The following is a 22,534-nucleotide window of genomic DNA, read 5'->3' as shown; positions in this document are numbered from 1 at the left end:
CGCGGCTCGCTCGACCGACGCCGCGGGCCCGCCCGGCGGCACCGTCACCGGGCGGCCCGGGCGGGGCCGGGCGTATCGGCGTGGCCAAGCCGTAAACCGTGCCCCGGGATGCCTTCCCGGTTAGGTTGTTAGGCGTGTTGGGCCTACCCGCGCATGTGACCGCATGCCTCTTCGACCTCGACGGCGTGCTGACCCAGACCGCCCGGGTGCACAACGCCGCCTGGGCGGAGACCTTCGACGACTTCCTCCGGCGGCGATCCGCCATCACCGGCGAACCGTTCCGGCCGTTCGACCCGGGCGACGACTACAACCGGTACGTCGACGGCCGCCCCCGGGCCGACGGGGTGCGGACCTTCCTCGCATCCCGGCAGATCACCCTGCCGGAGGGCGAACCGGACGACCCGCCGACCGCCGACACCGTGCACGGGGTGGGCAACCGCAAGAACGTCATCCTGCTCGCCCGGATCCGCACCGACGGGGTGCTGGCGTACCAGGGATCGGTGGACTACCTGCACGCCGCCCGCGCCGCCGGGCTGCGCCGGGCCGTCGTCTCGGCCAGCGCGAACGCCGCCGACGTGATCTCCGCCGCCGGCCTGGAACCGATGGTCGAGGCCCGGGTGGACGGGGTCGTCGCCCGGGCGCGCGGGCTGCGCGGCAAGCCGCATCCGGACACCTTCCTGGCCGGCGCCGAACTGCTCGGGGTACGCCCCGACCAGGCAGTCGTCTTCGAGGACGCGCTGGCCGGGGTGGCGGCGGGCCGGGCCGGCAACTTCGGCTTCGTGGTCGGGGTCGACCGGGTGGGCCAGGCCGACGCGTTGCGCGAGCACGGCGCCGACATCGTGGTGCGGGACCTGTCCGAACTACTGCCCGGAGCCGGGCGGGGGGCCGGAGGTGGTCCGGTGACCGCGAGGAGACACCGATGATCCGGGAGCGGGCCTATCCCGTCGAGCCGTGGCACGTCCGCGAGACCCGGCTCGACCTTGACGTACTCGCCCAGTCCGAATCCGTGTTCGCGCTCTCCAACGGGCACATCGGGCTGCGCGGCAACCTGGACGAGGGCGAGCCGCACGGCCTGCCGGGGACCTACCTGAACTCCTTCTACGAGCTGCGACCGCTGCCGTACGCCGAGGCGGGCTACGGCTTCCCCGAATCCGGCCAGACGATCGTGAACGTCACGAACGGCAAGCCGATCCGGCTGCTCGTCGACGACGAGCCGTTCGACGTCCGGTACGGCGAACTGCTCAGCCACGAACGGGTGCTCGACCTGCGCGGCGGCACCCTGCAACGGTCGGTGCAGTGGCGCTCCCCGGCCGGGCGTACCGTGCGGATCTGCTCGACCCGGCTGGTCTCGTTCACCCAGCGCTCGGTGGCGGCGATCGAATACCGGGTGGAGCCGGTCGACGGCCCGATGCGGCTGATCATCCAGTCCGAGCTGGTCGCCAACGAACAACTGCCGGCGCAGAGCCGGGACCCCCGGGTGGCGGCGGTGCTGGAGTCGCCGTTGCAGGCCGAGGAGCGCCTGGTGCACGCCGACGGTGCGCTGCTGATCCACCGCACCAAGGCGAGCGGGCTGCGGGTCGCCGTCTCGATGAGCCACGAGGTGCACGGGCCGGAACGCAAGCTGGTCGGCACCGAGGCGTACGAGGACTGGGCGCGGACCACCGTCACCTCCGTGATCAAGCCGGGCGAGCAGCTCCGGCTGGTCAAGTTCGTCGCCTACGGCTGGTCCAGCCGGCGGTCCCGCCCGGCCCTGCGCGACCAGGTGGCGGCGGCACTGGCCGGCGCCAAGTTCTCCGGCTGGGACGGGCTCTGCGGCGAGCAGCGCCGCTATCTCGACACCTTCTGGGACGACTCCGACGTCCGGGTCGAGGGCGACCCGGAGGTGCAGCAGGCGGTCCGGTTCGGACTCTTCCACGTGCTCCAGGCCGGCGCCCGCGCCGAACTGCGGCCGATCGCCGCCAAGGGGCTGACCGGACCGGGGTACGACGGGCACGCGTTCTGGGACACCGAGACGTTCGTACTTCCGGTGCTGACCTACACCCTGCCCCCGGCGGTCGCCTCCGCGCTGCGCTGGCGGCACTCCACCCTGCACCTGGCCCAGGAGCGGGCCCGTACCCTCGGCCTGCGCGGCGCCGCCTTCCCGTGGCGGACCATCCGGGGCCAGGAGACCTCGGCGTACTGGCCGGCCGGCACCGCCGGGTTCCACGTCGCCGCCGACATCGCCGACGCGGTACGCCGGTACGTGCAGGCGACCGACGACGTGCAGTTCGAGCGCGAGGTCGGGCTGGAGCTGCTGGTGGAGACCGCCCGGCTCTGGCGTTCGCTCGGGCACCACGACCGGGACGGCCGGTTCCACCTGGACGGGGTGACCGGGCCGGACGAGTACACGGCGGTGAAGAACGACAACGTCTACACCAACCTGATGGCCCAGCGGAATCTGCTGGCCGCCGCCGAGGCCGCCGTCCGGCACGGCGAGGAGGCCCGGCGGCTCGGCGTCGACGACGAGGAGACGGCCTCCTGGCGGGACGCCGCACACGACATGCACATCCCGTACGACCGGGAGCTGGGCGTACATCCGCAGGTGGAGGGCTTCACCCGGTTCCAGGAGTGGGACTTCGCCGGCACCCCGCCGGAGCAGTACCCGCTGCTGCTGAACTATCCCTACTTCGACCTGTACCGCAAGCAGGTGATCAAGCAGGCCGACCTGGTGCTGGCGATGCACTGGCGCGGCGACGCGTTCACCGACGAGCAGAAGGCGGCCAACTTCGCCTACTACGAGCGGCGGACGGTACGCGACTCGTCGCTGTCGGCCTGCACCCAGGCGGTACTCGCGGCCGAGACCGGGCATCTCGAACTCGCGCACGACTATCTGGGCGAGGCGGCCCTGATGGACCTGCACGACCTCAACCAGAACACCCGGGACGGCGTGCACGTCGCCTCGCTGGCCGGGGCCTGGATCGCCCTGGTCGCCGGCTTCGGCGGGATGCGCGACCACACCGAGACGCTCTCCTTCACCCCCCGGCTGCCGAGCCGGATCGACCGGCTGGAGTTCTCGCTGCGCTACCGGGGCGTGCACATGCGGGTCGACGTACGGCGGCACGAGGCGACGTACTCGCTGCGCGACGGGGAACCGGACGACGCCCTGGAGCTGCTGCACCACGGCGAGAAGGTCCTGGTCACCTGCCTGGAGGAGGTGACCCGGCCGATCCCGCCGTTCCGGCCGACCGGTCCGCAGCCGGCCCAGCCCGCCGGTCGGGCCCCGGTCCGGCGCGCTCCGGAGGGCGAGCCGAGCTGACCGTCCTATCCCGACGGTCCGCCTGGCCGGAGGTCTTGGCCGCCGCGCCAGACATCGGCGTCCGAATGAGGACTGTCGAGTGATATATCTACATGGCAAAATCCTGTGACTCTGCATTTTGACGGAGGGTAACGGGGGTTTGCTGTGGGTCACGTCGATGCCATGCGTCCGAAATCCTTCCACCGCACCGGCTGGGCGGCGCTCGCCGCGACACTGGCGGTACTCTCCGCCGGTCTTGCCGCGCCCGCGGCGGCCCAGGCCACGACGCCCACGCCAGGGGCCGCGGCCTCCCCGACCGCGTCCGCTGCCGCGCCATCGCCGGTCGCGGCCACGCCGACTCCGGTCGCGGTCACGCCGGCCAAGGCGGCGCCGAAGGCCGGCGCCGAGCCGTGCGGCGGGTCGTTGCCCTTCGGGCAGATCGTCACCTGCCCGTCGATCAGCGGCGACGAGCGGCACCTCTACACCGTGACGACGCAGCGCAACGGTGACGTCCTCTACGCGACCTTCCACGAGGGCGACGGCGAACCGGTGCACGCCGCCGTCACGGCGCCCGACGGTACCCACGCCTGCTATCTGTGGTCCTCCTCGCAGTGCCAGCTGGGCGCGGTCGGCACCTACACGATCACCGTGACGGTCGACTGGGGCGGCACCAACGACTACACCGTGGCCGTCGACTCGCTGAAGACGCCGTCCTCCTGCACCCAGTTGCCCAACGCCTTCTTCTCGTTCGCGTCACCCGGCATCACTGCCACGTTGCCGAACGGTTCGGCGGGGCACTGCTACCGGTTCAACCAACCGGTCGGCAGCGTCTTGCAGCTGCGGGCGCTCGGACACAGCGTGCGCGGCGCGATACTCGATGCCAACTCGCAGCCGGTCTGTCCGATCGCCGATACGACGGAGTGCCGGCTCGACAGCGCGGGCCCCTACCGCTTCTTCCTCACCCAGCTCTACGGTGCCGAGGCCACGTACACGCTGCGGATGTCCCGGCTGTCCCAGTCGGCCGGATGCCCGCTGCTCCGGCCCGCCGCGTTCGGCGATCCGGGCGACAACACCGGTACCGGCATCGTGCGGTTCGACGGAGACCTCGCCTGCCACAAGATCCGTACCAGCGCGGCCGGCCCGGTCCTGGTGCGGATCGCCGACAGCCAGCTCCTCTGGTGGGACCTCTACGACGACGCCGGAGCAAAGATCTGCGACCAGTACTCGCAGAGCCGCGCATGTGCGCTGCCGACGGTCGGTGACTACACGCTGGTCGTGCGTAGCCAGACCTGGGACGAGAAGTCCTACCAGGTGGCGGTGACCGCGCTGATCCGCAACGCGGGCTGCGCGCCGGCGACCGGAACGGAGTGGACCGGCCCGACCCTCTCGGTACGGCAACTGTCGCCGGTGGGTACCCAGTGCCAGCCGTTCCGGGGCCGTGCCGGTGACCGGATCCTGACCTTCGTGGCGCCGACCGTCTACAACGAGGTGTCCGCCTGGATCGTCGACAGCACCGGGACCGGGACGACGGTCTGCCCCGGTTGGCCGTACTGCCAGTTCCCCGCCGCCGGCCGGTACACCCTGGTGGTCGGCTCCTCGCCGGGATCGATCGTCGACAACGACGTCAGTTACGCGGTTTCGTTCCTCCCGGTCGCCCCGTCCGGCTGCGCCACGGCCGGTGACGACGGCACGGTCCAGCATGGACAGTTCGGCGTGGTGGGCGAGGTCGACTGCTTCGAACTGCCCAGCGCCGCCGGCTCCAAGGTGGTACGGCTGACCCCGGGCGACGCGGCCGGGGTGGCGAACCCCCAACTGACGGTGTTCGACGCCACGGGTGGCTACGTCTGTGACGCCTTCCAGCTCTACCAGTACTCCTGCGAGCTCACCGGCACCGCGCCGTTCTTCGTGGTGGCCGACAACCAGGCGAGCGGGGAGCCGACCGGTGACTACCAGCTCGCCTTCCGGCGGGTGGCCGCCCCGCCGTCCTGCCCGGTCCTGACCCGCGACCCGGCGGGCCTGACGGTCACCAGTGGCAGCGAGCGGTTCGGGTTCTGCTTCACGGTGCCGGCCGACCAGCACGCGGTGCGCGAGGCGTTCCGCTACCAGCGCATCTCGGGGACCGGCGACGCGACGATCTCGATCTTCGACGAGAGCGGGATCCGGCACTGCTACACCCTCAGCCCGTCGGCCGACCGCACCCTCACCTGCACGCTGCCGGACGGCCTGCTGACGGTGCTGCTGGAGACCGATGCGGTCGATGCCACCTACCAGGTGACCCATCGCGACGCCAGCACACCGTGACAACCTGGCCGGGGCTTGTCTCCCGGGGCTGTTCTCCCGGGGCGTCAGACCAGCGACAGGTGCACGTGGTTGGTGTGGTCGCTGGACGGGTCGCCGCGCGCCCCGCCGTACGACTTCCAGCCGGTGGTCGGTAACCAGATCTGCCGGTACCAGATCACGTAGAGCACGCCGATCCGGTCGGCGTTGCGGACGAAGAACGCGGCGAGATTGTTGCCGTAGGTGCGGTCGGCTCCGCTGGCGGCGCCACGGAACCCGCCCGGCTCGGCGGAGAAGTCGCAGGCCCGCCCCTTCGGGTGCTCGTACGGGCCGCCGGAGCGGTAGCAGCCGGCGAACCTGGTGAAGCCGGCCTGGCGCGCCTCGGCGAAGGCGTGCAGGGTTCGCGGCGTGACGCAGCCGGTGGTGGTCGGGTCGGGCCGGCTGCACGACTGCGGCGGCCAGGAGCCGTCGCCGGCCCGTGGCGCCGGCCGGGCCAGCGGCGAGCTGGCGTTGACGAATCCTCCGGTGGAGGCCCCGCCGACCTGGGCCAGGGCCCGCTCGGCGGCCTGCTTCTGCCGCAGCATGATGGCGAGCTGCCGGCGCTCCTCGACGACCTGGGCGTCCAGCGCCCGCTTCGCCCGGGTGGCCCGCTCCCGAGCCTCGCCGAGCGCGCGCAGCGCGTCGTCGTCCTGCAGCGCCACCGCCTCCAGCCGACGGGCGCGCTCCAGCAGCTCGTCGGCCGAGCTGCTGTGCAGGAGGGCCAGCACCGGGCCGATCCGACCCGTCCGGTACGCCGTCCGGGCCACCTCCTCGACCCGGGGGCGCAGCTCCGCGATCCGTGCCTCCACCCGGCGCAGCTCGGCGGCGATCTTCGCCTGCCGGGCCTTGGCGTTGGCCAGCGCGTTCTTCGCCTGTAGGTAGCCTCGGCCGGTGGATTCGAGCACGTCGCGTAAGAGTGGTGTGTCGCCCTCGTCGCCGAGTGCGGCGGGGCTGTTCGCCTCCGCGACGTCCGGCCGGAGCGCCGCCCCGGTGAGCGCGCCGAACGTGGCGATCAGGGCCAGGGCCAGCGGCAGCCGCCGGCGGGTGGATCCCGTCATGCATGTCCCTCCGTCGCCCGCCTACCGGGTTAGCTGACGGGTTCGGGACGGAACAAGCCCCTACCGCGGTTGCGGACTCACCCCACCTACCTGGGTCCCCGGCTCACCCTGACGGGTGACTCGGCGGCGGTCACGCCGGCGCGGAGGGGTGCGCCACCGGGCGGAACCGGAGTCAGACTACCTGGTCAACCGGGTCGATTCATGGATTCGGCGGAGTCCGGCGTGGAATTTGTGCCCCCCGGGTCAGCCGCCCCGCTGCCGGCGCACCATCTCCCCGATCCAGACGGGCGCGTACGGGGACGTGCAGCCGGGCGACGTCGGGTAGTCCTTGAGCACCTGTAGGCGCTCGCCGATGTCGATCGCCCGGGCGCGGTGTCCGGGGTGGTCGATGCCGATCTGGGCCAAGCAGCTGTTCATCGCCCACTGGAGACGATCCGGGGCGTCCCTCATCTCCGCCTCGATGGTGTCGAGCAGTCCGCGCAGGTCGAGCCCCTCCGGCTTCTTCGCCACCCGCTCGCTGGTCAGGGCCCAACCGGCGCTGGCGACCACCGGATCCGGGTCGGCGAACCAGGTCAGCCGCAGCTCCTCGGCGTGCGGGTTCTTCTTCACCACGTAGTTGACCAGCCAGTCGTGCACCTTGGGCGTGCGCGCCTGCCGCAGCATGGTGTCGAGTTCGGCACGGTCGAACGCCTTCGGGCGGCAGATCAGCAGCGCCAGCAGCCTGGCCGCGGTGTCCTCCGTCCGCCAGAGCTGGCGGGCGAGGTCCTGCTGCGTCTTCAGCTGCTTGGCCAGCGCGCGCAGCTGGCCGAGGTTCACCCCGTGGTCGTCACCGTGTCTCTCGTTCGCCTCGCGCATCTTCGGGTCGTCCAACGCGGCCAGCTCGGCCATCACCTCGGGCACTCCCGGCTCGGTCATCGGCACCTCCTGATTGTGCTGTGCTCATTCGCCCACCGGGCGACGGGGGCCGTCAGCCGGCGCTGTCGGTCTCGGGGACGAAGTGCTGCGTCGCGAACGCGACGGCGGTGGCGACGTCGTCGTCACTCGTCCCCCAGGCGACCTGGACCGCCCGTCCCCAGGCGTGGCAGCCGCGGGTGGCGAAGTCCCTTGCCTCGGGGGTGTGCTGCCAGCTGGCGGGATCGAATTCGACGTCGCGCAGGAAGAGGTCGAGGCCGAGCAGCGCGAGGTCCCAACCGACGCCGATGCCGATCGTGCCGCCCGGACCGTAGGTGTTGACGAGTTCGTCGACGATCTGGGCCGGTGAGGCGTGTTCCAGCTCGAAGAGGGTCCGGCCGTCCTCGCCGGGTGACAGTCGTACCTCCACCTCGGTCGGCATGCCCTCGCCGAAGAGCCAGGTGACCTTGAGCAGCCGGGGTTCCTCGCAGCGCAGGATCTCGCCACCGGCGTTCTCCTTGAGCTGGAACCTGCCGCCGACCCGGAGGTTGCCCTCGACCACGCCGAGCCATCGGCCGAGCCGCTCCGGGTCGGTGCAGGCGTGCCAGACGTCCTCGACCGGGGCGTCGTAGCTCCGGCGGAGCAGCACCGACCGCCCCGGTCCGCCGGTGACCGCCTGGTTGCCTATCTCCCGCTGGGTGGCGTTGATCTGGTTGACGATGTCGATCACGGGTTCTCCTCGTTGACGGGCTGGTCCGGTGTTCCGGCGGTGTCCGCGCCGGTGACGTGCTGTTCGGGGCGTTCGCCTTCACGGCGGGCGAGTTCGCCGGCCAGCGCGTCGAGGCGCTGGCTCCAGAACAGCCGGAGGCGTTCCAGCCAGCTGCCGATCTCCCGGCTGACCGCTGTCGGCCCGCCCCGGCGCGCGGGGGTGTCGAACGTGTGCACCCGGGAACTATGTCAGCTATAACTTAATTAAGTCAACACTGATATTGCTGCAAAAAGATCCTTGGAGACTCATGGTCGAGACTGACCACGGGTCTCCAAGGATCTGACAGCGGATCGTCGATCGGTTCGTGCCGGGCTGCCGTCGCCCGGTCAGTGGTCGCGCGGATCCTCCGAGTACCGCTCGCCGCTGGACGGCATGCCTACCGCGTCGCGCGGCGGCATCCGGCGCGGGTCGTCGAGCGACCTCGCCTTGGCCGCCTCGTCCGCCCATTCGCTCCGGTCGGGGGCCTGCTGCCCCGCGTCGTCGGTCCGGGCCGAGCTGGACTTCGCCTTGCCGGATTTGTGGCGGGCCATAGCGCCCCTTCCGTTCCTCCGCCGGTCGGCACGGCGGCCGGCCGGCGTCTAGTCGGATGCTGCGGTGGCCTTCCCCGGTCAGGCAGCCGCAAACCCCGTTCCGGGGCGGCCGGGTGGTTGACCCGGGCACCGGCGGGTAAGCCGGACGAAACCGCCGGCTGAGACCGGACCGAAACCGCCGGCTGAAACCGGACCGGAGGCGCCGGGTGGGACCGACGGAGCGGCGGGTCGGTGGTACGCGGCCGAACGCGCCCGGCGACAGGCAGGAGAGGCAGCCGATGGACGGAACCACCGAGACCACCATTCCGGCCGGGGAGGTACGCCTCGTCGGCGACCTGGTCGTCCCCGCCGACGCGCGCGGGATCGTCCTGTTCGCACACGGCAGCGGCAGCTCCCGGCACAGCCCGCGCAACCGGATGGTGGCCGAGGCGCTCAACCGCAGCGGCCTGGCCACCGTACTCGTCGACCTGCTGACCCGGGACGAGGAGGCGCTCGACGACCGGACCGGGGAACTGCGCTTCGACATCGGCCTGCTCACCGACCGACTCGTCGGCGTCGTCGACTGGCTGTCGACAGCGCAACCGGCCGGCCGGCTGCCGATCGGGCTCTTCGGGGCGAGTACCGGAGCCGCCGCCGCGCTCCGCGCCGCCGCGCAGCGCCCCGACCAGGTGTACGCGGTCGTCTCCCGGGGCGGGCGCCCGGACTTGGCCGGCGCCGACCTGCCCCGGGTACGCGCCGGAACCCTGCTGCTGGTCGGCGGCCTGGACGACGAGGTACTGCGGCTCAACGACCTGGCGCTTGGCGACCTCGACGCCGGTGCGCGACTGCGGGTGGTGCCCGGTGCCAGCCACCTCTTCGAGGAACCCGGCACCCTGGACCAGGTGGCCCGGGAGGCGGCGGAGTGGTTCGTCGGCCGACTGCCCGGCTGACCCCGCTCCCGCCGGCTCCTCCCCGCCGGTTCCGTTCCGGCAGCTCCGCCCTCGGCAGCTCCGCCGGCCGTCAGCTCCGCCGGCCGTCAGCTCCGCCGGCCGTCAGCTCCGCCGGCCGTCGGCCCAGCCGTGGGCGGGCTGGCCGGTGACATCGGAGTGCGCCGGTGACGGCGGCCCCGGCGCGTCCGGGTCGAGCGGCAGCACCGGGAAGCCGTCGGTGCGGTAGCAGAGTTCCTCGGAGGTGACGATGCCGACCTCGTACTCCGGCAGATCGGCCAGCCAGCGCAGCCCGGCCTGCCCCATCGCCACCCCGGCGGTGGCGTACGCGTCGGTGCGGCCGAGATCCGTGCCGACCACGGTGACCGAGGTCAGCTCGGTGGCCGGAGCACCCCGGTACGGGTCGACCACGTGGAAGCCCCGCTCGTACGTCCCGGAGGTGGCGATCGCGAAGTCGTTCCCGCCGAGTACCCAGCAGATCTGGTCCGCCTGCCACGGGTGCCGGATGCCGATCCGCCACGGCTCACCCGGACGCGGGCCGCCCCGGGCCCGGATGTCCCCGCCCGCGTTGATCCAGTGCGACCGGCAGCCGGCCGCCAGCAGCCGGTCCGACGCCACCTGCACCGACCAGCCCTTCACATAGCCGGACGGGTCGAACCGGCCGGTGGCGTACGCGTCGAAGTAGCCGTCGGTCTCCCGCCACAGGTCGGCGCAGGCCTCGACCACCAGCCGCAGGTCGGCCGAACAGTCCTGGATGGACAGCTCGCCCCGGTGGAAGCGGTTGACCTCGCTGTGCTCCTTGTAGGTGCTGAACCGCTCGTCCACCTCGCGGAACCAGTCGAACGTCTGCTCGGCGAGCGCCGCAAGGCGCCGGGGCGGCAGCGGGTCGGTGAGCTGCACGCTTATCGGCGTACCCATGATCTGCTCGACCCGACGCAGCCCGGCGGTACCCATCGCCGCTCAGGCCTTCGCCTTGTCGAGCGCGGACTGCAACGACGCCTTGTAGGCCGCACTGGTCAGACTCGCCCCGGAGACCGTGTTCACCTTGCTGGCACTGGTGGCCGCGAGCGCCTGCTGGCGCAGCTTCGGGATCGCGCCCTGGTTGATGCTGGCGCTGGTCGGGTCCTCGTCCGGATAGCTGGCGTCGGCGTCGGTGACCTTGCCACCGGCGACCGTGATGGTCACCTTGATCGCACCGTAGTCGTAGTTGGCGGTCGCCCCCGCGTAGGTGCCGTCCTTCAGGCCGCCCGCCGGAGCCTTCGCCGGGGGCTTCTTGGCCGGCGGCGCGGTGGTCTTCTTCGCGCCCGGCGTGCTGCCGGCCGGTGGCGCGGCGGCGGCCCCGCCGTCGGTCTCCTCCTCCAGCGCCACCTGGTCGCCGGGGGCTTCGGTCGAGGTGCCGAGCTTGGCGCCGATCAGCAGGCTGGCGCCGATGGCGGTACCGAGGACGGCGAAGGCGGCACGACGCACGGGAGTTACCTCCGTAGGGGGTGGGGGTGTGCGGGGGGTCAGAATTCGAACGGGTCGAGGTGGATCTGCCGGCGCGGCACCCGGAGCTTGCGCATCGTCCGCATCGAGACGTCGACCAGGCCGGGCGGGCCGCAGAGGTAGACGTCCCGACGGCGTACGTCCGGCACCAGCTCGCGCATGCCCTTCGCGGTGAAGAGATGCCGGGGTGCCGGGTCGTCGCGGGAACCGATGACGTACCAGACCTGGGCGTTGCGGGAGCGGGCCAGGAAGTCCAGCTCGTCGCGGAAGAGCAGCTCCTCCTCGCTGCGCGAGCGGTAGATCACCACGGTCTGCTCGGGCAGGTCCTCCAGCAGCGCCCGGATCGGCGCGATGCCGCTGCCACCGGCGATCAGCAGGGCCCGGGGCCGGATCGCCCGGTCGGCGGTGAAGACCCCGGACGGCCCCTCGGCGAAGATCCGGGTGCCGGGCTCCAGGTATTGCAGCGACTCGGTGTGGTCGCCGACGACCTTGACGGTCAGCCGCAGCCACTGCTCGTTCGGCGCGGCCGAGAGCGAGAACGGGTGCGCCTGCCACCAGCAGCCCTTGGTCAGGAACCGCCACCGGAAGTACTGCCCGGCGCGGGCGTCCAGCTCGTCCAGTCGGTTGCCGGAGATGTAGATGGAGACCATCTCGAACGCCTCCGGCACCACGTCCTCGACCCGCAGCCGGTGCCGCAGGTTGAACGCGATCGGGGAGATGATCCGTCCCCACAGGACACAGGCGACGACGAAGACGTAGAGCCCGGCCCAGAAGTACATCCCGAAGCCCGGCTTGGACAGCTCCCGCCCGGTGGCGAACTGGTGGCCGTAGCTGAACAGCAGCACCAGGTAGGTGCTCAGGTGCAGGTAGTACCAGAGTTCGTAGTTCATCATCCGGCGGATCGCCCGGATGGCCAGCAGCGCGATGCCGACCAGGATGCCGGTGGCCACCGTCGCGCTGATCATGTCCTCGTACGTGCTCAGCAGCGTCCAGGTGCCCTCGACGATCGGGGTGTTGGTCAGCTTGCTGTAGCCGACCGCGATCAGCCCGGCGTGCGCCAGGATGGCCAGCAGCAGGAAGGCGCCCAGCTCCCGGTGCCAGATCAGCAGCGAGTGCGCGCCGATCCAGCGCTCCAGCCAGCGCACCCGGCTCATCAGCAGCACCTGGGCGAGCAGCAGGAACCCGCCGACCATGCCGGTGAGCCGGCCACCGGCGATCAGGATGTCGGCGGTGTTCCGGATCGAGCCGGTCGGGGTGTTCAGCCACCAGAGATAGACACTGGTGGCCAGCGCCGACCAGAAGACGATGTGGAAGAAGAGCCGGCCGCTGCGGTCGTACGGCTCGACCTCGGCGGTCTCCCGGTGCCGGGCCGCCTCGGCGGCCCCGCTGATCGGGTTGGGCCGGTACGCCGGGGCCTGGTCCGCGTACGACCAGGAGTTCCTGCCGCGCGACGGCTCCCGGCCACGCGACGGCTCCCGGCCGCGCGACGGATTCGACCAGGCGTCCGCCGGATCCGCGGGTTCGGCGGGGGCGTACCTGTCGAACTCGTCGTACCCCTCGCGGTCACGCCCCCGGGGTGGCCGGTCGTAGGGGTCCTCGGACGGCACCCGGGGCAGCAGGCCGGTCACCCATTCGGTGAGCGGCTCGGCCGTATCGACATCCCGACGACGAGTCACGAAGAATATGTACCGGGTCGATGTGTCGGAAACCAAGCCCGAGCGGCCCGCTTAGTTCAGTCTTAAGAATCGCTTGGTTGCTGGCTAAGGAAGCGACCCGGCCGTCGACCGCGTCGCCGCGCGTCCCGCCCCCTGTCGGCCCGCCCCCTCACGGGCCGCGAGGGGGCGGGCCGACATCGGCTCGGGCGTCAGCGGGCCGGGGCTACGCACAGGATGAAGTCCTGGAGCGTCCCGATCGTGCCGTCCTGGTAGAGGTACTGCGTGTAGTCGGTCTTCTCGCAGGCGGACTCGCTGATGGTGCCGTCCTTGCGGAGCAGCACCTTGAGCGCGCCCCGGGCACCGCAACTTGCCTCCTCGACCTTGCCGGAGTCGTCGAGGGTGAGGCAGTCGCCCTTCTTGAACTGGTCGAGGTTGCCCTCCACCGAGTCCTCCTCCGGGGTCGGCGACGGCTTGCCCTTCGGCGGCGTCGTCTTTGCGCTCGGCTTCGGGGTCGGGGTCTGCTCGGCGGAGACGTTCGACGGGTCCTCGTCGTCACCGGCCCAGAGGACCGCCGCCGTGCCGCCGCCGCAGCAGAGCAGCAGGACGCCGAGGACGATGCCGACGATCAGCGGCGCCTTGCTCTTCTTCGGCGGGACCGGGGTGCCGGTCTGCCCCGCAGGTCCGGCCGGCGAGCCCGGCGCCGACGGGTAGTCGCCCTGCGCCGGGTAACCGGACGGCGGCGGGTACGAGCCCGAGCCCGAGGGCGGCGGGTAGGAGCCCGAGCCGGGCGGCGGGTAGGAGCCCGAGCCGGGCGGCGGGTAGGAGCCCGAGCCGGGCGGCGGGTAGGAGCCCGAGCCGGGCGGCGGGTAGGAGCCCGAGCCGGGCGGCGGGTAGCCGGAGTCGCCGCCGGCTCCCGGAGCGCCGTACCCGCCAGACTGGCGAGGGTCCTGGGAAGGCCCGTCCGGACCGTAGCCCGGGGGTGGATATGTGGACATCGTTGCCTTTCGAGGGTAAGTATTGCGGTCGCGCCCGTCCGGGCCGGTGCGAGCGGCCTGCCGGGGTTGTTGGAAGCTGCGCCGGTGGGGACCGGCGGCCGGAGCGGCCCGGCCGGAACTGACCGGCGCGGGCCGCCGACACCGGGAAGTGTCGCAGCCGCAGTCCACCGGCAGTCCGCCGGCCCGGTGACCTGGCGGCCCGGTGACCTGGCGGCTCCGGTCTGGCGGCCCGGTGTGGCGGCCCGGCGGACGACGCCGCACCGCCATGCCGCCTCGGGCTCGACCCGGCGGTGCACATCGGACGGCTCGGGTGCCCGGCGTTCGATCCGGTGCCGGAGACGCTCTCCCCGGCACCGGATTCCCTCCGAACGCCGACCCCCGTGACCGGCCCGCCCCCCGCGGGCCTCTAGCAGCTTGGGGATGCCCGCCACACAACTGCCACACGATTGCCACACGCCACGCCGGGACCGGGCCGATCCACCGCCGCATGCTGGGCAGACACCGTAGTACGGTTTCATGTCCGTGATTCGCCTGCGGCCATCAGGAGACGGCGAGTGAAGTTCGGGGTGCTCGGCCCGCTGCGGGTCTGCGCGGACTCCGGCGCCGAGCTGGTACTGCGCAGCCGGCACCAGCGCACCGTGCTGGGCACGCTGCTGGTCGGCGCCGGCCGACTCGTCACCGTCGACCGACTGGTGCAGACGCTCTGGGGCGACCGCCCACCGGCCTCGTACGCCTCCAACCTGCAGACCTACGTCTCCCGGCTGCGGGAGCGGCTGCCCGACGTCGCCATCGAGCACCGCGGCGACGGCTACCTGCTGCGGGTGGCGACCGACGACGTTGACGTGCTGGTGTTCCGCCGCGAGGTGGCCACCGGGCGGGCGGCCCTGGCCGCGGGCGACCCGGCGCTGGCGGCGCAACGGTTCCGGCTCGGGCTGCGGCAGTGGCGGGGACGGCCACTGGCCGACCTGACCGTGCCGACGCTGGAACCCGAACTCGCCCGCTGGGAACTCGAACGGGTCGGCGCCCAGGAGGACTGTGTCGACGCCGACCTGCGCAGCGGCGGCGACCTCGCCACCGTACTCACCGAACTGCACGAGCTGGTGACCGGGCACCCGATGCGGGAACGGCCGTACGGCCAGCTGATGGTGGCGCTGTACCGGGCCGGGCGCCGGGCCGACGCGCTGGCCGCGTACCAGCGGGCCCGGGAGGTCCTCGTGACCGAACTGGGCGTCGAGCCGGGACCCGAGCTGCGCCGGCTGCACCAGACGATCCTGCGCGGCGAGGAGCCGGCGGTCGACCCGGCCGGCAGCCGGGCCGAGCCCGTCGCACGGTCCCCGTTCCCGGTCTGCCAGCTGCCGCCGGCCCTGCCCGGCTTCGTCGGCCGGGCCGCCGGCATCGAGCGGATCGAGCGGATGCTGGACCCGACCGGCGGCGGGGTGCCGGTGGTGGCCGTCTCCGGCCAGCCGGGCGTGGGCAAGAGCGCCCTGGCGGTGACGGTGGCACACCAGATCCGGGACCGGTTCCCGGACGGGCAGCTCTTCGTACACCTGGCCGGCGCCTCGGCCGCGCCCCGCGATCCGGCCGCCGTCCTGGCCGACCTGCTCCGGGTACTCGGCGTACCCGGCTCGGCGCTGCCGCAGAACCTCTCCGCGCTGGCCGCCGCCTACCGGGCCCGGCTCGCCGACCGGCGGGTGCTCGTCGTGCTCGACGACGCCGCCACCGCCGCGCAGGTCCGGCCGCTGATCCCGGGTACTCCCGGCAGCGCCGTGCTGACCACCAGCCGGCGCCGGCTCAGCGGCCTGATCGACGCCCGGCACCTGCCGGTCGGCCCGCTCACCGACGACGAGGCGCGGGCACTGCTGGCCGACGTCGTCGGCCCGGAACGGGTGGCCGAGGAGCCGGGCCAGGCGGCCCGGATCGCCGCCGCCTGTGGCAACCTGCCACTGGCGGTCCGGATCGCCGGCACCCGGCTCGCCAACCGGTCGTGGCCGCTGGCCATCCTCGCCGACCGCCTCGACGACGAGCGGCAGCGCCTCGACGAACTGGCCGCCGGAGACCTCCAGGTCCGGGCCAGCCTGGCGTTGAGCGTGCAGGCGCTCTCCCCGCCGACCCGGGAGGCGTTCGGGCTGCTCGGCTCGCTCGGCCCGGTCTCCTTCGCGGCCTGGGCGGTCGCCGAACTGCTGGACAGCGCCGACGCCGACCGGATGCTCGACGAGCTGGTCGAGGCGAGCCTGCTGGAGGTGGCCCGGCCGGCCGACGGCGGCGAGCCCCGCTACCGGCTGCACGACCTGCTCCGGGTCTACGCCGAGGAACTCGCCGCCACCGCCGACCGACCACTTCGGACGGTGGCCGGCCCCGACGGGACACCGGCCCCGAACGGTTCCCCCGCCGAACCGGCCGGGCAGCCGGGTCGGCGGGCGGCGGCGCGGCGCCGGCTGGTGGCGGCGGCAGCGACGCTCGTCGGCAGCGCCGCCCGCCGGCTGCCCCGGACCCTGACCTGGGCCCGCCTGACGGAGCCGGCCGAAGGGGTACGCCCGGCGCGCGCCGCCGAACGGGTCGCCGCCGACCCGCTCGGCTGGTTCGCGGCCGAACTCGACTTCCTCACCGGCCTGCTCGGGCTCGCCCCGGAGTGCGGTGCCGAGCGGGCCGCGATCGACCTCGCCGAGCGGCTCGCCCCGTTCTGCTGGGTGCACGGGCACTGGACGGAACTCCAGGCGGTGCAGCGGCTGGCCCGGCAGGCCGCCGAGCGGATCGGCGACGACCGGACGGTGGCCCGCGCCGACTTCGTGCTCGGGCTGCTGCGACTGGCCCGGGGCGACCTGACCGGCGCCGCCGAGCGGCTGCGCGAGGGCCGGATCCGTTACGAGCGGCTCGCCGACCGGCACGGCCTGGCCTGCGTACTCAGCGACGAGGCGGTGCTCTACGACTACCAGAACCGCGCCGAGGACGCCGCCTCGACGGCCGAGCGGGCGGTGGCGCTGTTCCGGGCCGAGGGGGACCCGCTGGGCGCCCTGCTGGCCGCGCCGGTGCTCTCGGCGGCGTACCGGGGGCTGGGGCGGCTGGACGAGGCGTTGGCCGTCGACGAGGCGGCGGTCGCCGAGGCCGACGAGCTGGGTGCGGCCGAGATCGTCACCGCCCGCTGCCTGAACGCGCTCGCGGTGACCCGGCTGCTCCGCGACGAGCCGGCGCTGGCGTACGCCGCCGCGGAGCGGGCCGTGGCGTTGCTGCGTACGGTCAACGACCGGTACGTGCTGCTGGCCGCGTTGCGGCACCTCGCCTCGGCGGCGGTCTGCCTGGGCCGGCGGGCCGAGGCGGTGCACCGGCTCCAGCAGAGTCACGACCTGGCGGTGCGGTTGGGTGACCGCCCCTGGGCCACCGGGCTGGCCCGGGACCTGGCGGTGAGCTGGATCGGCGAGGGCCGGGCCGAGGCGGCGGTCGGCGTACTGCGCCGGTGCGTGCGGACGTTCGAGGAGATGAGCATGCCGTCGGCGCAGGCGGCCACGTTGCAGATGCTCGCCCGGGCGTACGACGAGACCGGTGCCGGGGACGCGGCCCGGGACGCCCGGTTCTGGGCCGGTCTGCTCAGCGACCCCCGGGACACCCGTACCCCGGCACTGGCCGGGATCGTACTGCGGCTGGCCGACACGCCCCTGGTGAACAGCGGCTCCTGAAGGTGTAAGGAAGGGCCCCCGCTACAACAAAAAACGATATGCGGGGGCCCTTCCTTACACCCGGAAACGTCGTACCGGATCGGTAGTTTTGGCAGGTGAACCGTACCGATCGGCTTTATGCCCTGGTGGAGGAGTTGCGTGCGGTCGCACCCCGACCGCGCAGCGCACGGTGGCTCGCCGACCGATTCGAGGTCGACGCGCGCACGATCAGGCGGGACATCGGCGCCCTACAGGAGTCCGGCGTGCCCATCTATCCCGAGCTGGGCCGGGGCGGCGGCTACGTGCTGGACCGGGCCTACACGCTGCCGCCGGTGAACATCACCCCGCGCGAGGCGGTCGTCGCCGCCGTGGCGCTGGAGACGATGGCCGACACCCCGTTCCTCGACGCGGCACGCTCGGTGCTGCACAAGATCCTCGCGGTGATGCCGCCGTCCGGAGTGGAGGCGGTGGCCGAGCTGGCCGGCCGGATCCGGCTGGCGGCGCTGGAGCCGGAGCCGGCGGCGGCACCACCGGCCCGGCAGGTGCTCCGGACCGCCGGTGAGGCGCTGCTCAGCCGCACCGTGCTGGCGATCGAGTACGTCGACCGCAACGGCGCCACCTCGCACCGGCTGATCGAGCCGGTGGAGCTGCTCGGTGCCGGCCGGCTCTGGTATCTGGTCGGCTGGTGCCGGCTCCGGCAGGAGGTGCGCGGCTTCCGGCTGGACCGGGTGCGCCGGGCGGCGCCGACCAACGAGACCGCGCCGCCCCGGCCGGTCGAGCCGGCCTGGCGGGCCGGTGTGGACCTGCCGGCGACCCGGCTGCGGCTGCCCGGACGAGCGGATTCGCCGAGAAAAGCGGACAGGATGCTGTCCTGACCGGCGTCGAGAATGGTGGGTGACGAGGCCGGCCCGCTCCGTCGGCCGATCGCCGGAGCGGGCCGGATCACCGCCCACGGGAGGACTCTCGCGATGACCATCAACACCAACCACAGCTCGGTCGTGGTCCCGGTCGACTCCCGGCCGATGCTCTGGCAGAACTGGATCGCGCTGCGCAACGGCGACCGGTCGCTCGTCGAGGAGATCCTCGCGCCCACGGTGCTGGCCCACCTGCCGGTGCCCGGTGGTTCGCCGGAGCGGGTCCGGGGCCGGCAGGCGCTTGTCGCCTGGGTCTCCGGCCGGCACGCCAACTGTCCGGACGCGCGGCTCGCCGTCGAGGTCGGGCCGATCATCGGGCCGGACCTGATCGCCGGCCGGTGGCAGCTCGTCCGGGCCGGCGACGACCCGGAGACGCCTTGTCCACATCGGATCATCGTGGCCTGTTCCGGGGTCGACATCCTGCGGGTGGCCGGCGACCGGATCGTCGAGTACTGGAGCCACGACGACAGCGTCCGTCTGGACCACTGCCTCACCTACAGCGCGGCGTAACCGGGAGGCGGGGGCGGGGCGGGTCGGTCAGGAGGGGACCGGCTCGCCCCGGTAGGTGCCGAACGACCAGCGGTTGCCCTCCGGGTCACGGACCAGGAACTCCTGCGTGCCGTAGTCGGTCTTCCGCAGCTCCCGCACCACCTCGGCACCGGCGGCGACCGCCCGGCCATAGAGTTCGGCCAGCTCGTCGGTGACGGCGTACGCTCCGAAGCTGCCCGGCTGCACCGGCCACGGGTCGGCCGGGTCGTCCCGTACCGAGCCGAGCATGATGCCGCCGCCGGGCGGCCAGCGGAGCTGGGCATGGTGCACCAGGTCGCCGTCGGCGCTGACCATCACCTCCTCGAAACCGAACGCGTCGACCAGGAACCGGATCAGCCCCCGGGCGTCGCGGGCTCTCAGCGTGGGCCAGACCTGCGGCGGAGGCGGCGAGTTGACTGTCATGCCGCCGAGTCTGCCGCCCCGGCAGCCGCCCCGGCTTGGACGTTTCGGAACTCGCCACCGGCGGTCTCCTCGGCCAGCCAGCGGCTCGGCGGGCAGCCGGCGAAGGCCCGGAAGTCCCGGTCGAGGTGCGCCTGGTCGTAGTAGCCCGCCGCGACGGCCAGCTCGGCCAGCGCGCCGGGCCGGCCGGTGGCGGACCCGCGCCGGAGCAGCCGCCGGGCCCGGTCGAACCGCACCACCCGGGCGGCCCGCTTGGGGCTCAGCCCGATCTCGGTGTCGAAGCGGCGGCCCAGATAGCGGGAGCTCCAGCCGGTTTCCCGGGCCAGCTCGGTCACCGGCACCCGGCCGCCGCTGGCCCGCAGGCGCCGCCAGGCGTGCACGAGTTCGGCCGGGAGCGGGGTGTCCGGGGCGAGCCGTGCGGTGAGCAGCCGGTCGAGCAGCGCGAACCGCCCGGCCCAGCCGTCGGCGGCCCGCAACCGGTCCCGCAGCTCGTCGGCGAAGGAGCCGAGCACGTTGCCGGCGTCGACGTCGGTGTGCGCGAGTTCCCCGGCGGGCAGGCCGAGCAGCGCCCGGGCACCGAGCGGGTGCAGCGCCAGTTGGATCCCGGACTGCTGCCCGGGGTGCGTGATCAGGGCGGGTGCGGTGTGCAGGCCGCCGAGCAGGGTGTCGTACCGGCCGGGCGGGGTGGCCGGGTCCGGATGGGCGGCCACCACCAGCGGATCGTCGAGGGTGACGATGAGCGTCAGGTACGGCGACGGCAGCCCCCGGTGCCGCCCCGGCGGAACGCCGCTCTCCCGGTAGCCGACGTACCCGGCGAGGTACGGCCGCAGCGCGGGCGCCGGGCGCCGCCCGACGAACTCCGACCTCGGTCCGGTCGTCACCCTGCCACCTCCTCCCGACGGGTCCGACCAGCCTATGCCCGCCGTCCGGACCCCGGGGCGGGTGTTTGTCCGGTGGCCGGCCGGGAATTCGGCGCCCAGGCGGTGGAGAAGGGGGAGGAACGTGCGGATCGGCATCGTCGGCACCGGGAACGTCGGTGGCACGCTGGCCCGGTTGTTCAGCAGGGCAGGTCACGAGGTGGCGGTGGCGAACTCACGGGGGCCGGACACCCTCCGGGGGCTCGCCGACGAGTTGGGCGAGCGGGTGCGCCCGGTGACCGTGCCGGAGGCGGCCCGGTTCGGCGAGGTGGTGGTGGTCTCGGTACCCGTCGGCCGGTACGCCGAGTTGCCCGCCGAGCCGATGGCGGGCAGGACGGTGATCGACACCGGGAACTACTACCCGGAGCGGGACGGCCGGGATCCGGCGCTCGACCAGGACCGGACCACCTCCAGCGAGTTGCTCCAGCAACACCTGCCGGAGGCGCACGTGGTGAAGGCGTTCAACACGATGCGCTGGGACCACCTGCGCGAGTACGGCAGGCAGTCCTCGGCACAGCGCCGCTACGGCGTCCCGGTCTCCGGTGACGACCCGGCCGCCAAGCGGCGGGTCGCCGACCTGATCGAGCAGGTCGGGTACGAGCCGGTGGATGCCGGCCGGCTGGCCGAGGGGCGCCGGCACCAGCCCGGTACCCCGGTCTACCTGGCCGACCTGGACGGTGCCGAACTGCACCGGCAGCTCGGCGCGCCGTAAGCCGGCCCTGCCTCGGCAACTGGCCCGCTGCCAGGCCAGCCTTGTCGGGCTCCGGCGGGCGGGATACCTCCGCGGGCTCCGGCGGGCGGGATACCTCCGCGCGCAGACTGTCGAGCTGCCCCGTCCGTGCGCCCAACTGCGAGTGACCGCAAGGCGCTGGTCCGCGCGTGGTGCCCCGTCCGTGCGCCCAGCTCGACAGTCTCCGTGCGAGGTTGTCCTCCCGCGGTCCTGTTCCCGGGAATCGCCGCGCACGCGCCCGACGCGCCCGACGCGCCCCCGAGCCGGCACCGGTCAGTGATCAGTGACCGGAGCCGTCCCGACCCTCCCCGTCAGCCGCCGCCGGGTCCGCCCGGTCTCCGCCTCCCGCCGGGTCCCGGTCCGCCGCGGCGCCCTGACTCGTCGCGAGCCGGTCCGCGGCTATGGTGTCGATCGTCCGGTACAGCACCGCGGTGATCGGCACCGAGACGAAGGCGCCGACGATGCCGCCGAGCAGGGTGCCGGCGGTGACCGCCAGCAGCACCACCACCGGGTGCAACCGGACCTGCCGCTTCATGATCAGCGGTTCGAGCAGGTTCCCCTCGGTCTGCTGCACGGCGATCACCGCGGCCAGCACCAGCAGTGCGGTGGTGGGACCCTTCGCGGCGAGCGCGACGAGCACCGCCACCCCGCCCGCGACGGTGGCGCCGATGATCGGCACGAAGCCGCCGAGGAACGTGATCACCGCCAGCGGCAGGGCCAGCGGCACCCGGAGCACCACCAGGGCGATCCCGATGCCGATCGCGTCGATCGCGGCGATCATCATCGTGCCCCGGGTGTACGCGCCCAGCGTCCGCCAGCCGGCCCGGCCGGCCGCCGCCGTCCGGGCCCGGTGCCGCCCGGCCACCCGGTCCAGCACCCACCGCCACATCGGGCGGCCGTCCTTCAACAGGAAGAACAGCAGCACCAGGACCAGCAGCAGGCCACCGAGCGCCTCCGCGACGGTCGCCGCGCCGCTGAGCGGGTCGGGCGCCGCCTTCTGCACGCCGCCGACCGCCTGCTGGGTCAGCCTGTCGAGCTGCTGCTGGCTGATCGGCAGCGCGCCGGTGACGAACTCCCGGGTCCGTTCCAGCCCCTGGTCGAGCTGTTTCGACAGGTCGGAGAACTGGTCGGCGGTCAGCCGCCAGATCAGCAGTACGGCGCCGCCGAGCAACCCCAGCAGCAGCAGTACGGTGGCCAGTGCGGCGAGCGCGGGCGGGAAGCGGTACCGGCGCAGCCGGCTGGCCACCGGGTCGAGCAGCGCGGTCAGGAACAGGGTGGCCGCGAGCGCGATGCTCAGCGGGGCGAGCCGGGTGGCGATCTGCGCCAGCACGTACGCCCCGGCGGTGAGCACCAGCAGGCACAGGCTGGCCAGCACCGCCCAGCGCACCAACCAGGGAAGACGGTCGAGTAGCTGACCAGGGCGCCCGCCGTACCCGTCCGGCCGGTCGGCCGCGTTGCCCATATCCGCCTCCTGTC

20 protein-coding genes and 1 riboswitch are annotated in these 22,534 nt (G+C 73.2%); of the genes, 8 read left to right on the top strand and 12 right to left on the bottom strand.

The window, feature by feature from the left end; genetic code table 11:
- Window positions 1-134: 134 nt before the first annotated feature.
- The 3 genes from O7626_RS31005 (at window position 135) to O7626_RS30995 (ending at window position 5,575) form a co-directional block, all read left to right on the top strand.
- Window positions 135-923 (top strand): beta-phosphoglucomutase family hydrolase, encoded by a 789-nt coding sequence (locus tag O7626_RS31005; RefSeq protein WP_278064570.1) that lies wholly within the window; start codon window positions 135-137, stop codon window positions 921-923.
- The gene (locus O7626_RS31000) at window positions 920-3,295 is read left to right on the top strand and encodes a glycoside hydrolase family 65 protein (protein WP_278064569.1); all 2,376 of its coding nucleotides are present in this window, start codon (window positions 920-922) and stop codon (window positions 3,293-3,295) included. Before O7626_RS31005 ends, O7626_RS31000 begins: the two co-directional genes overlap by 4 nt.
- 162 nt (window positions 3,296-3,457) lie before the next feature.
- A complete protein-coding gene (locus O7626_RS30995; protein WP_278064568.1) occupies window positions 3,458-5,575 on the top strand; it encodes a hypothetical protein in 2,118 nt (705 codons plus the stop codon).
- Between the two features lie 44 nt (window positions 5,576-5,619).
- Here the strand turns inward: O7626_RS30995 and O7626_RS30990 are convergent, their stop codons facing one another.
- The 5 genes from O7626_RS30990 to O7626_RS30970 form a co-directional block, all read right to left on the bottom strand.
- The gene (locus tag O7626_RS30990; RefSeq protein ID WP_278064567.1) at window positions 5,620-6,648 is read right to left on the bottom strand and encodes a hypothetical protein; all 1,029 of its coding nucleotides are present in this window, start codon (window positions 6,646-6,648) and stop codon (window positions 5,620-5,622) included.
- A gap of 2 nt (window positions 6,649-6,650) precedes the next feature.
- A riboswitch (cyclic di-AMP (ydaO/yuaA leader) is annotated at window positions 6,651-6,784 on the bottom strand.
- Between the two features lie 107 nt (window positions 6,785-6,891).
- On the bottom strand, window positions 6,892-7,563 hold the full coding sequence (locus O7626_RS30985; protein WP_278064566.1) for a DNA alkylation repair protein: 672 nt from the start codon (window positions 7,561-7,563) through the stop codon (window positions 6,892-6,894).
- A 52-nt stretch (window positions 7,564-7,615) separates the two neighbouring features.
- Complete coding sequence (locus tag O7626_RS30980) at window positions 7,616-8,269, bottom strand: SRPBCC domain-containing protein (RefSeq protein WP_278064565.1); 654 nt, start codon at window positions 8,267-8,269, stop codon at window positions 7,616-7,618.
- Window positions 8,266-8,484, bottom strand: coding sequence for a hypothetical protein (locus tag O7626_RS30975; protein WP_278064564.1), 219 nt, complete (start codon window positions 8,482-8,484; stop codon window positions 8,266-8,268). The genes O7626_RS30980 and O7626_RS30975 overlap by 4 nt, the downstream gene beginning before the upstream one ends.
- 150 nt (window positions 8,485-8,634) lie before the next feature.
- On the bottom strand, window positions 8,635-8,838 hold the full coding sequence (locus O7626_RS30970; RefSeq protein WP_278064563.1) for a hypothetical protein: 204 nt from the start codon (window positions 8,836-8,838) through the stop codon (window positions 8,635-8,637).
- A 278-nt stretch (window positions 8,839-9,116) separates the two neighbouring features.
- Here O7626_RS30970 and O7626_RS30965 point away from each other — a divergent pair, with 278 nt between their 5' ends.
- The gene (locus O7626_RS30965) at window positions 9,117-9,767 is read left to right on the top strand and encodes a hydrolase (protein ID WP_278064562.1); all 651 of its coding nucleotides are present in this window, start codon (window positions 9,117-9,119) and stop codon (window positions 9,765-9,767) included.
- Window positions 9,768-9,869: 102 nt separating this feature from the next.
- Here the strand turns inward: O7626_RS30965 and O7626_RS30960 are convergent, their stop codons facing one another.
- The 4 genes from O7626_RS30960 to O7626_RS30945 form a co-directional block, all read right to left on the bottom strand.
- Entirely contained in the window at window positions 9,870-10,682 is an 813-nt protein-coding gene (locus O7626_RS30960) for an FAD:protein FMN transferase (protein ID WP_278066394.1), read from the bottom strand.
- Between the two features lie 42 nt (window positions 10,683-10,724).
- The gene (locus O7626_RS30955; RefSeq protein ID WP_278064561.1) at window positions 10,725-11,231 is read right to left on the bottom strand and encodes an FMN-binding protein; all 507 of its coding nucleotides are present in this window, start codon (window positions 11,229-11,231) and stop codon (window positions 10,725-10,727) included.
- Window positions 11,232-11,269: 38 nt separating this feature from the next.
- Complete coding sequence (locus O7626_RS30950) at window positions 11,270-12,925, bottom strand: ferredoxin reductase family protein (RefSeq protein ID WP_278064560.1); 1,656 nt, start codon at window positions 12,923-12,925, stop codon at window positions 11,270-11,272.
- A gap of 188 nt (window positions 12,926-13,113) precedes the next feature.
- A complete protein-coding gene (locus O7626_RS30945) occupies window positions 13,114-13,899 on the bottom strand; it encodes a hypothetical protein (protein ID WP_278064559.1) in 786 nt (261 codons plus the stop codon).
- A gap of 554 nt (window positions 13,900-14,453) precedes the next feature.
- Between O7626_RS30945 and O7626_RS30940 the strand changes: the two genes are divergently transcribed.
- The 3 genes from O7626_RS30940 to O7626_RS30930 all read left to right on the top strand — a co-directional run bounded on the left by O7626_RS30940 (window position 14,454) and on the right by O7626_RS30930 (window position 18,973).
- Entirely contained in the window at window positions 14,454-17,570 is a 3,117-nt protein-coding gene (locus tag O7626_RS30940; protein WP_278064558.1) for an AfsR/SARP family transcriptional regulator, read from the top strand.
- Window positions 17,571-17,665: 95 nt separating this feature from the next.
- Entirely contained in the window at window positions 17,666-18,424 is a 759-nt protein-coding gene (locus O7626_RS30935; RefSeq protein WP_278064557.1) for a YafY family protein, read from the top strand.
- A gap of 93 nt (window positions 18,425-18,517) precedes the next feature.
- On the top strand, window positions 18,518-18,973 hold the full coding sequence (locus O7626_RS30930; protein WP_278064556.1) for a nuclear transport factor 2 family protein: 456 nt from the start codon (window positions 18,518-18,520) through the stop codon (window positions 18,971-18,973).
- A 27-nt stretch (window positions 18,974-19,000) separates the two neighbouring features.
- Here O7626_RS30930 and O7626_RS30925 read toward each other — a convergent pair whose 3' ends face one another.
- Both O7626_RS30925 and O7626_RS30920 read right to left on the bottom strand, forming a co-directional pair.
- The gene (locus tag O7626_RS30925; protein WP_278064555.1) at window positions 19,001-19,414 is read right to left on the bottom strand and encodes a VOC family protein; all 414 of its coding nucleotides are present in this window, start codon (window positions 19,412-19,414) and stop codon (window positions 19,001-19,003) included.
- The gene (locus tag O7626_RS30920; RefSeq protein WP_278064554.1) at window positions 19,411-20,292 is read right to left on the bottom strand and encodes a helix-turn-helix domain-containing protein; all 882 of its coding nucleotides are present in this window, start codon (window positions 20,290-20,292) and stop codon (window positions 19,411-19,413) included. Before O7626_RS30920 ends, O7626_RS30925 begins: the two co-directional genes overlap by 4 nt.
- Window positions 20,293-20,413: 121 nt before the next feature.
- On the opposite strand from O7626_RS30920, the gene O7626_RS30915 reads away from it, so the two are divergent.
- The gene (locus tag O7626_RS30915; protein WP_278064553.1) at window positions 20,414-21,040 is read left to right on the top strand and encodes an NADPH-dependent F420 reductase; all 627 of its coding nucleotides are present in this window, start codon (window positions 20,414-20,416) and stop codon (window positions 21,038-21,040) included.
- Between the two features lie 298 nt (window positions 21,041-21,338).
- On the opposite strand, the gene O7626_RS30910 is transcribed toward O7626_RS30915, so the two are convergent.
- Entirely contained in the window at window positions 21,339-22,520 is a 1,182-nt protein-coding gene (locus tag O7626_RS30910) for an AI-2E family transporter (RefSeq protein ID WP_278064552.1), read from the bottom strand.
- Window positions 22,521-22,534 lie beyond the last annotated feature (14 nt).

It is taken from the genome of Micromonospora sp. WMMD1102 (assembly GCF_029626265.1).
Lineage (GTDB): Bacteria > Actinomycetota > Actinomycetes > Mycobacteriales > Micromonosporaceae > Plantactinospora.
The sequence above is the reverse complement of the archived record's forward strand: the minus strand, read 5'-3'. Positions and strand labels throughout refer to the sequence as shown.

Bases quoted from the DNA above. Each gene is read 5' to 3' on its own strand.
- O7626_RS30990 (WP_278064567.1), bottom strand. From the start codon at position 6,648: ATGACGGGATCCACCCGCCGGCGGCTGCCGCTGGCCCTGGCCCTGATC.
- O7626_RS30970 (WP_278064563.1), bottom strand. From the start codon at position 8,838: ATGGCCCGCCACAAATCCGGCAAGGCGAAGTCCAGCTCGGCCCGGACC.
- O7626_RS30995 (WP_278064568.1), top strand. From the start codon at position 3,458: ATGCGTCCGAAATCCTTCCACCGCACCGGCTGGGCGGCGCTCGCCGCG.
- O7626_RS30960 (WP_278066394.1), bottom strand. From the start codon at position 10,682: ATGGGTACGCCGATAAGCGTGCAGCTCACCGACCCGCTGCCGCCCCGG.
- O7626_RS30945 (WP_278064559.1), bottom strand. From the start codon at position 13,899: ATGTCCACATATCCACCCCCGGGCTACGGTCCGGACGGGCCTTCCCAG.
- O7626_RS30910 (WP_278064552.1), bottom strand. From the start codon at position 22,520: ATGGGCAACGCGGCCGACCGGCCGGACGGGTACGGCGGGCGCCCTGGT.
- O7626_RS30925 (WP_278064555.1), bottom strand. From the start codon at position 19,414: ATGACAGTCAACTCGCCGCCTCCGCCGCAGGTCTGGCCCACGCTGAGA.
- O7626_RS31000 (WP_278064569.1), top strand. From the start codon at position 920: ATGATCCGGGAGCGGGCCTATCCCGTCGAGCCGTGGCACGTCCGCGAG.
- O7626_RS30985 (WP_278064566.1), bottom strand. From the start codon at position 7,563: ATGACCGAGCCGGGAGTGCCCGAGGTGATGGCCGAGCTGGCCGCGTTG.
- O7626_RS30965 (WP_278064562.1), top strand. From the start codon at position 9,117: ATGGACGGAACCACCGAGACCACCATTCCGGCCGGGGAGGTACGCCTC.
- O7626_RS30930 (WP_278064556.1), top strand. From the start codon at position 18,518: ATGACCATCAACACCAACCACAGCTCGGTCGTGGTCCCGGTCGACTCC.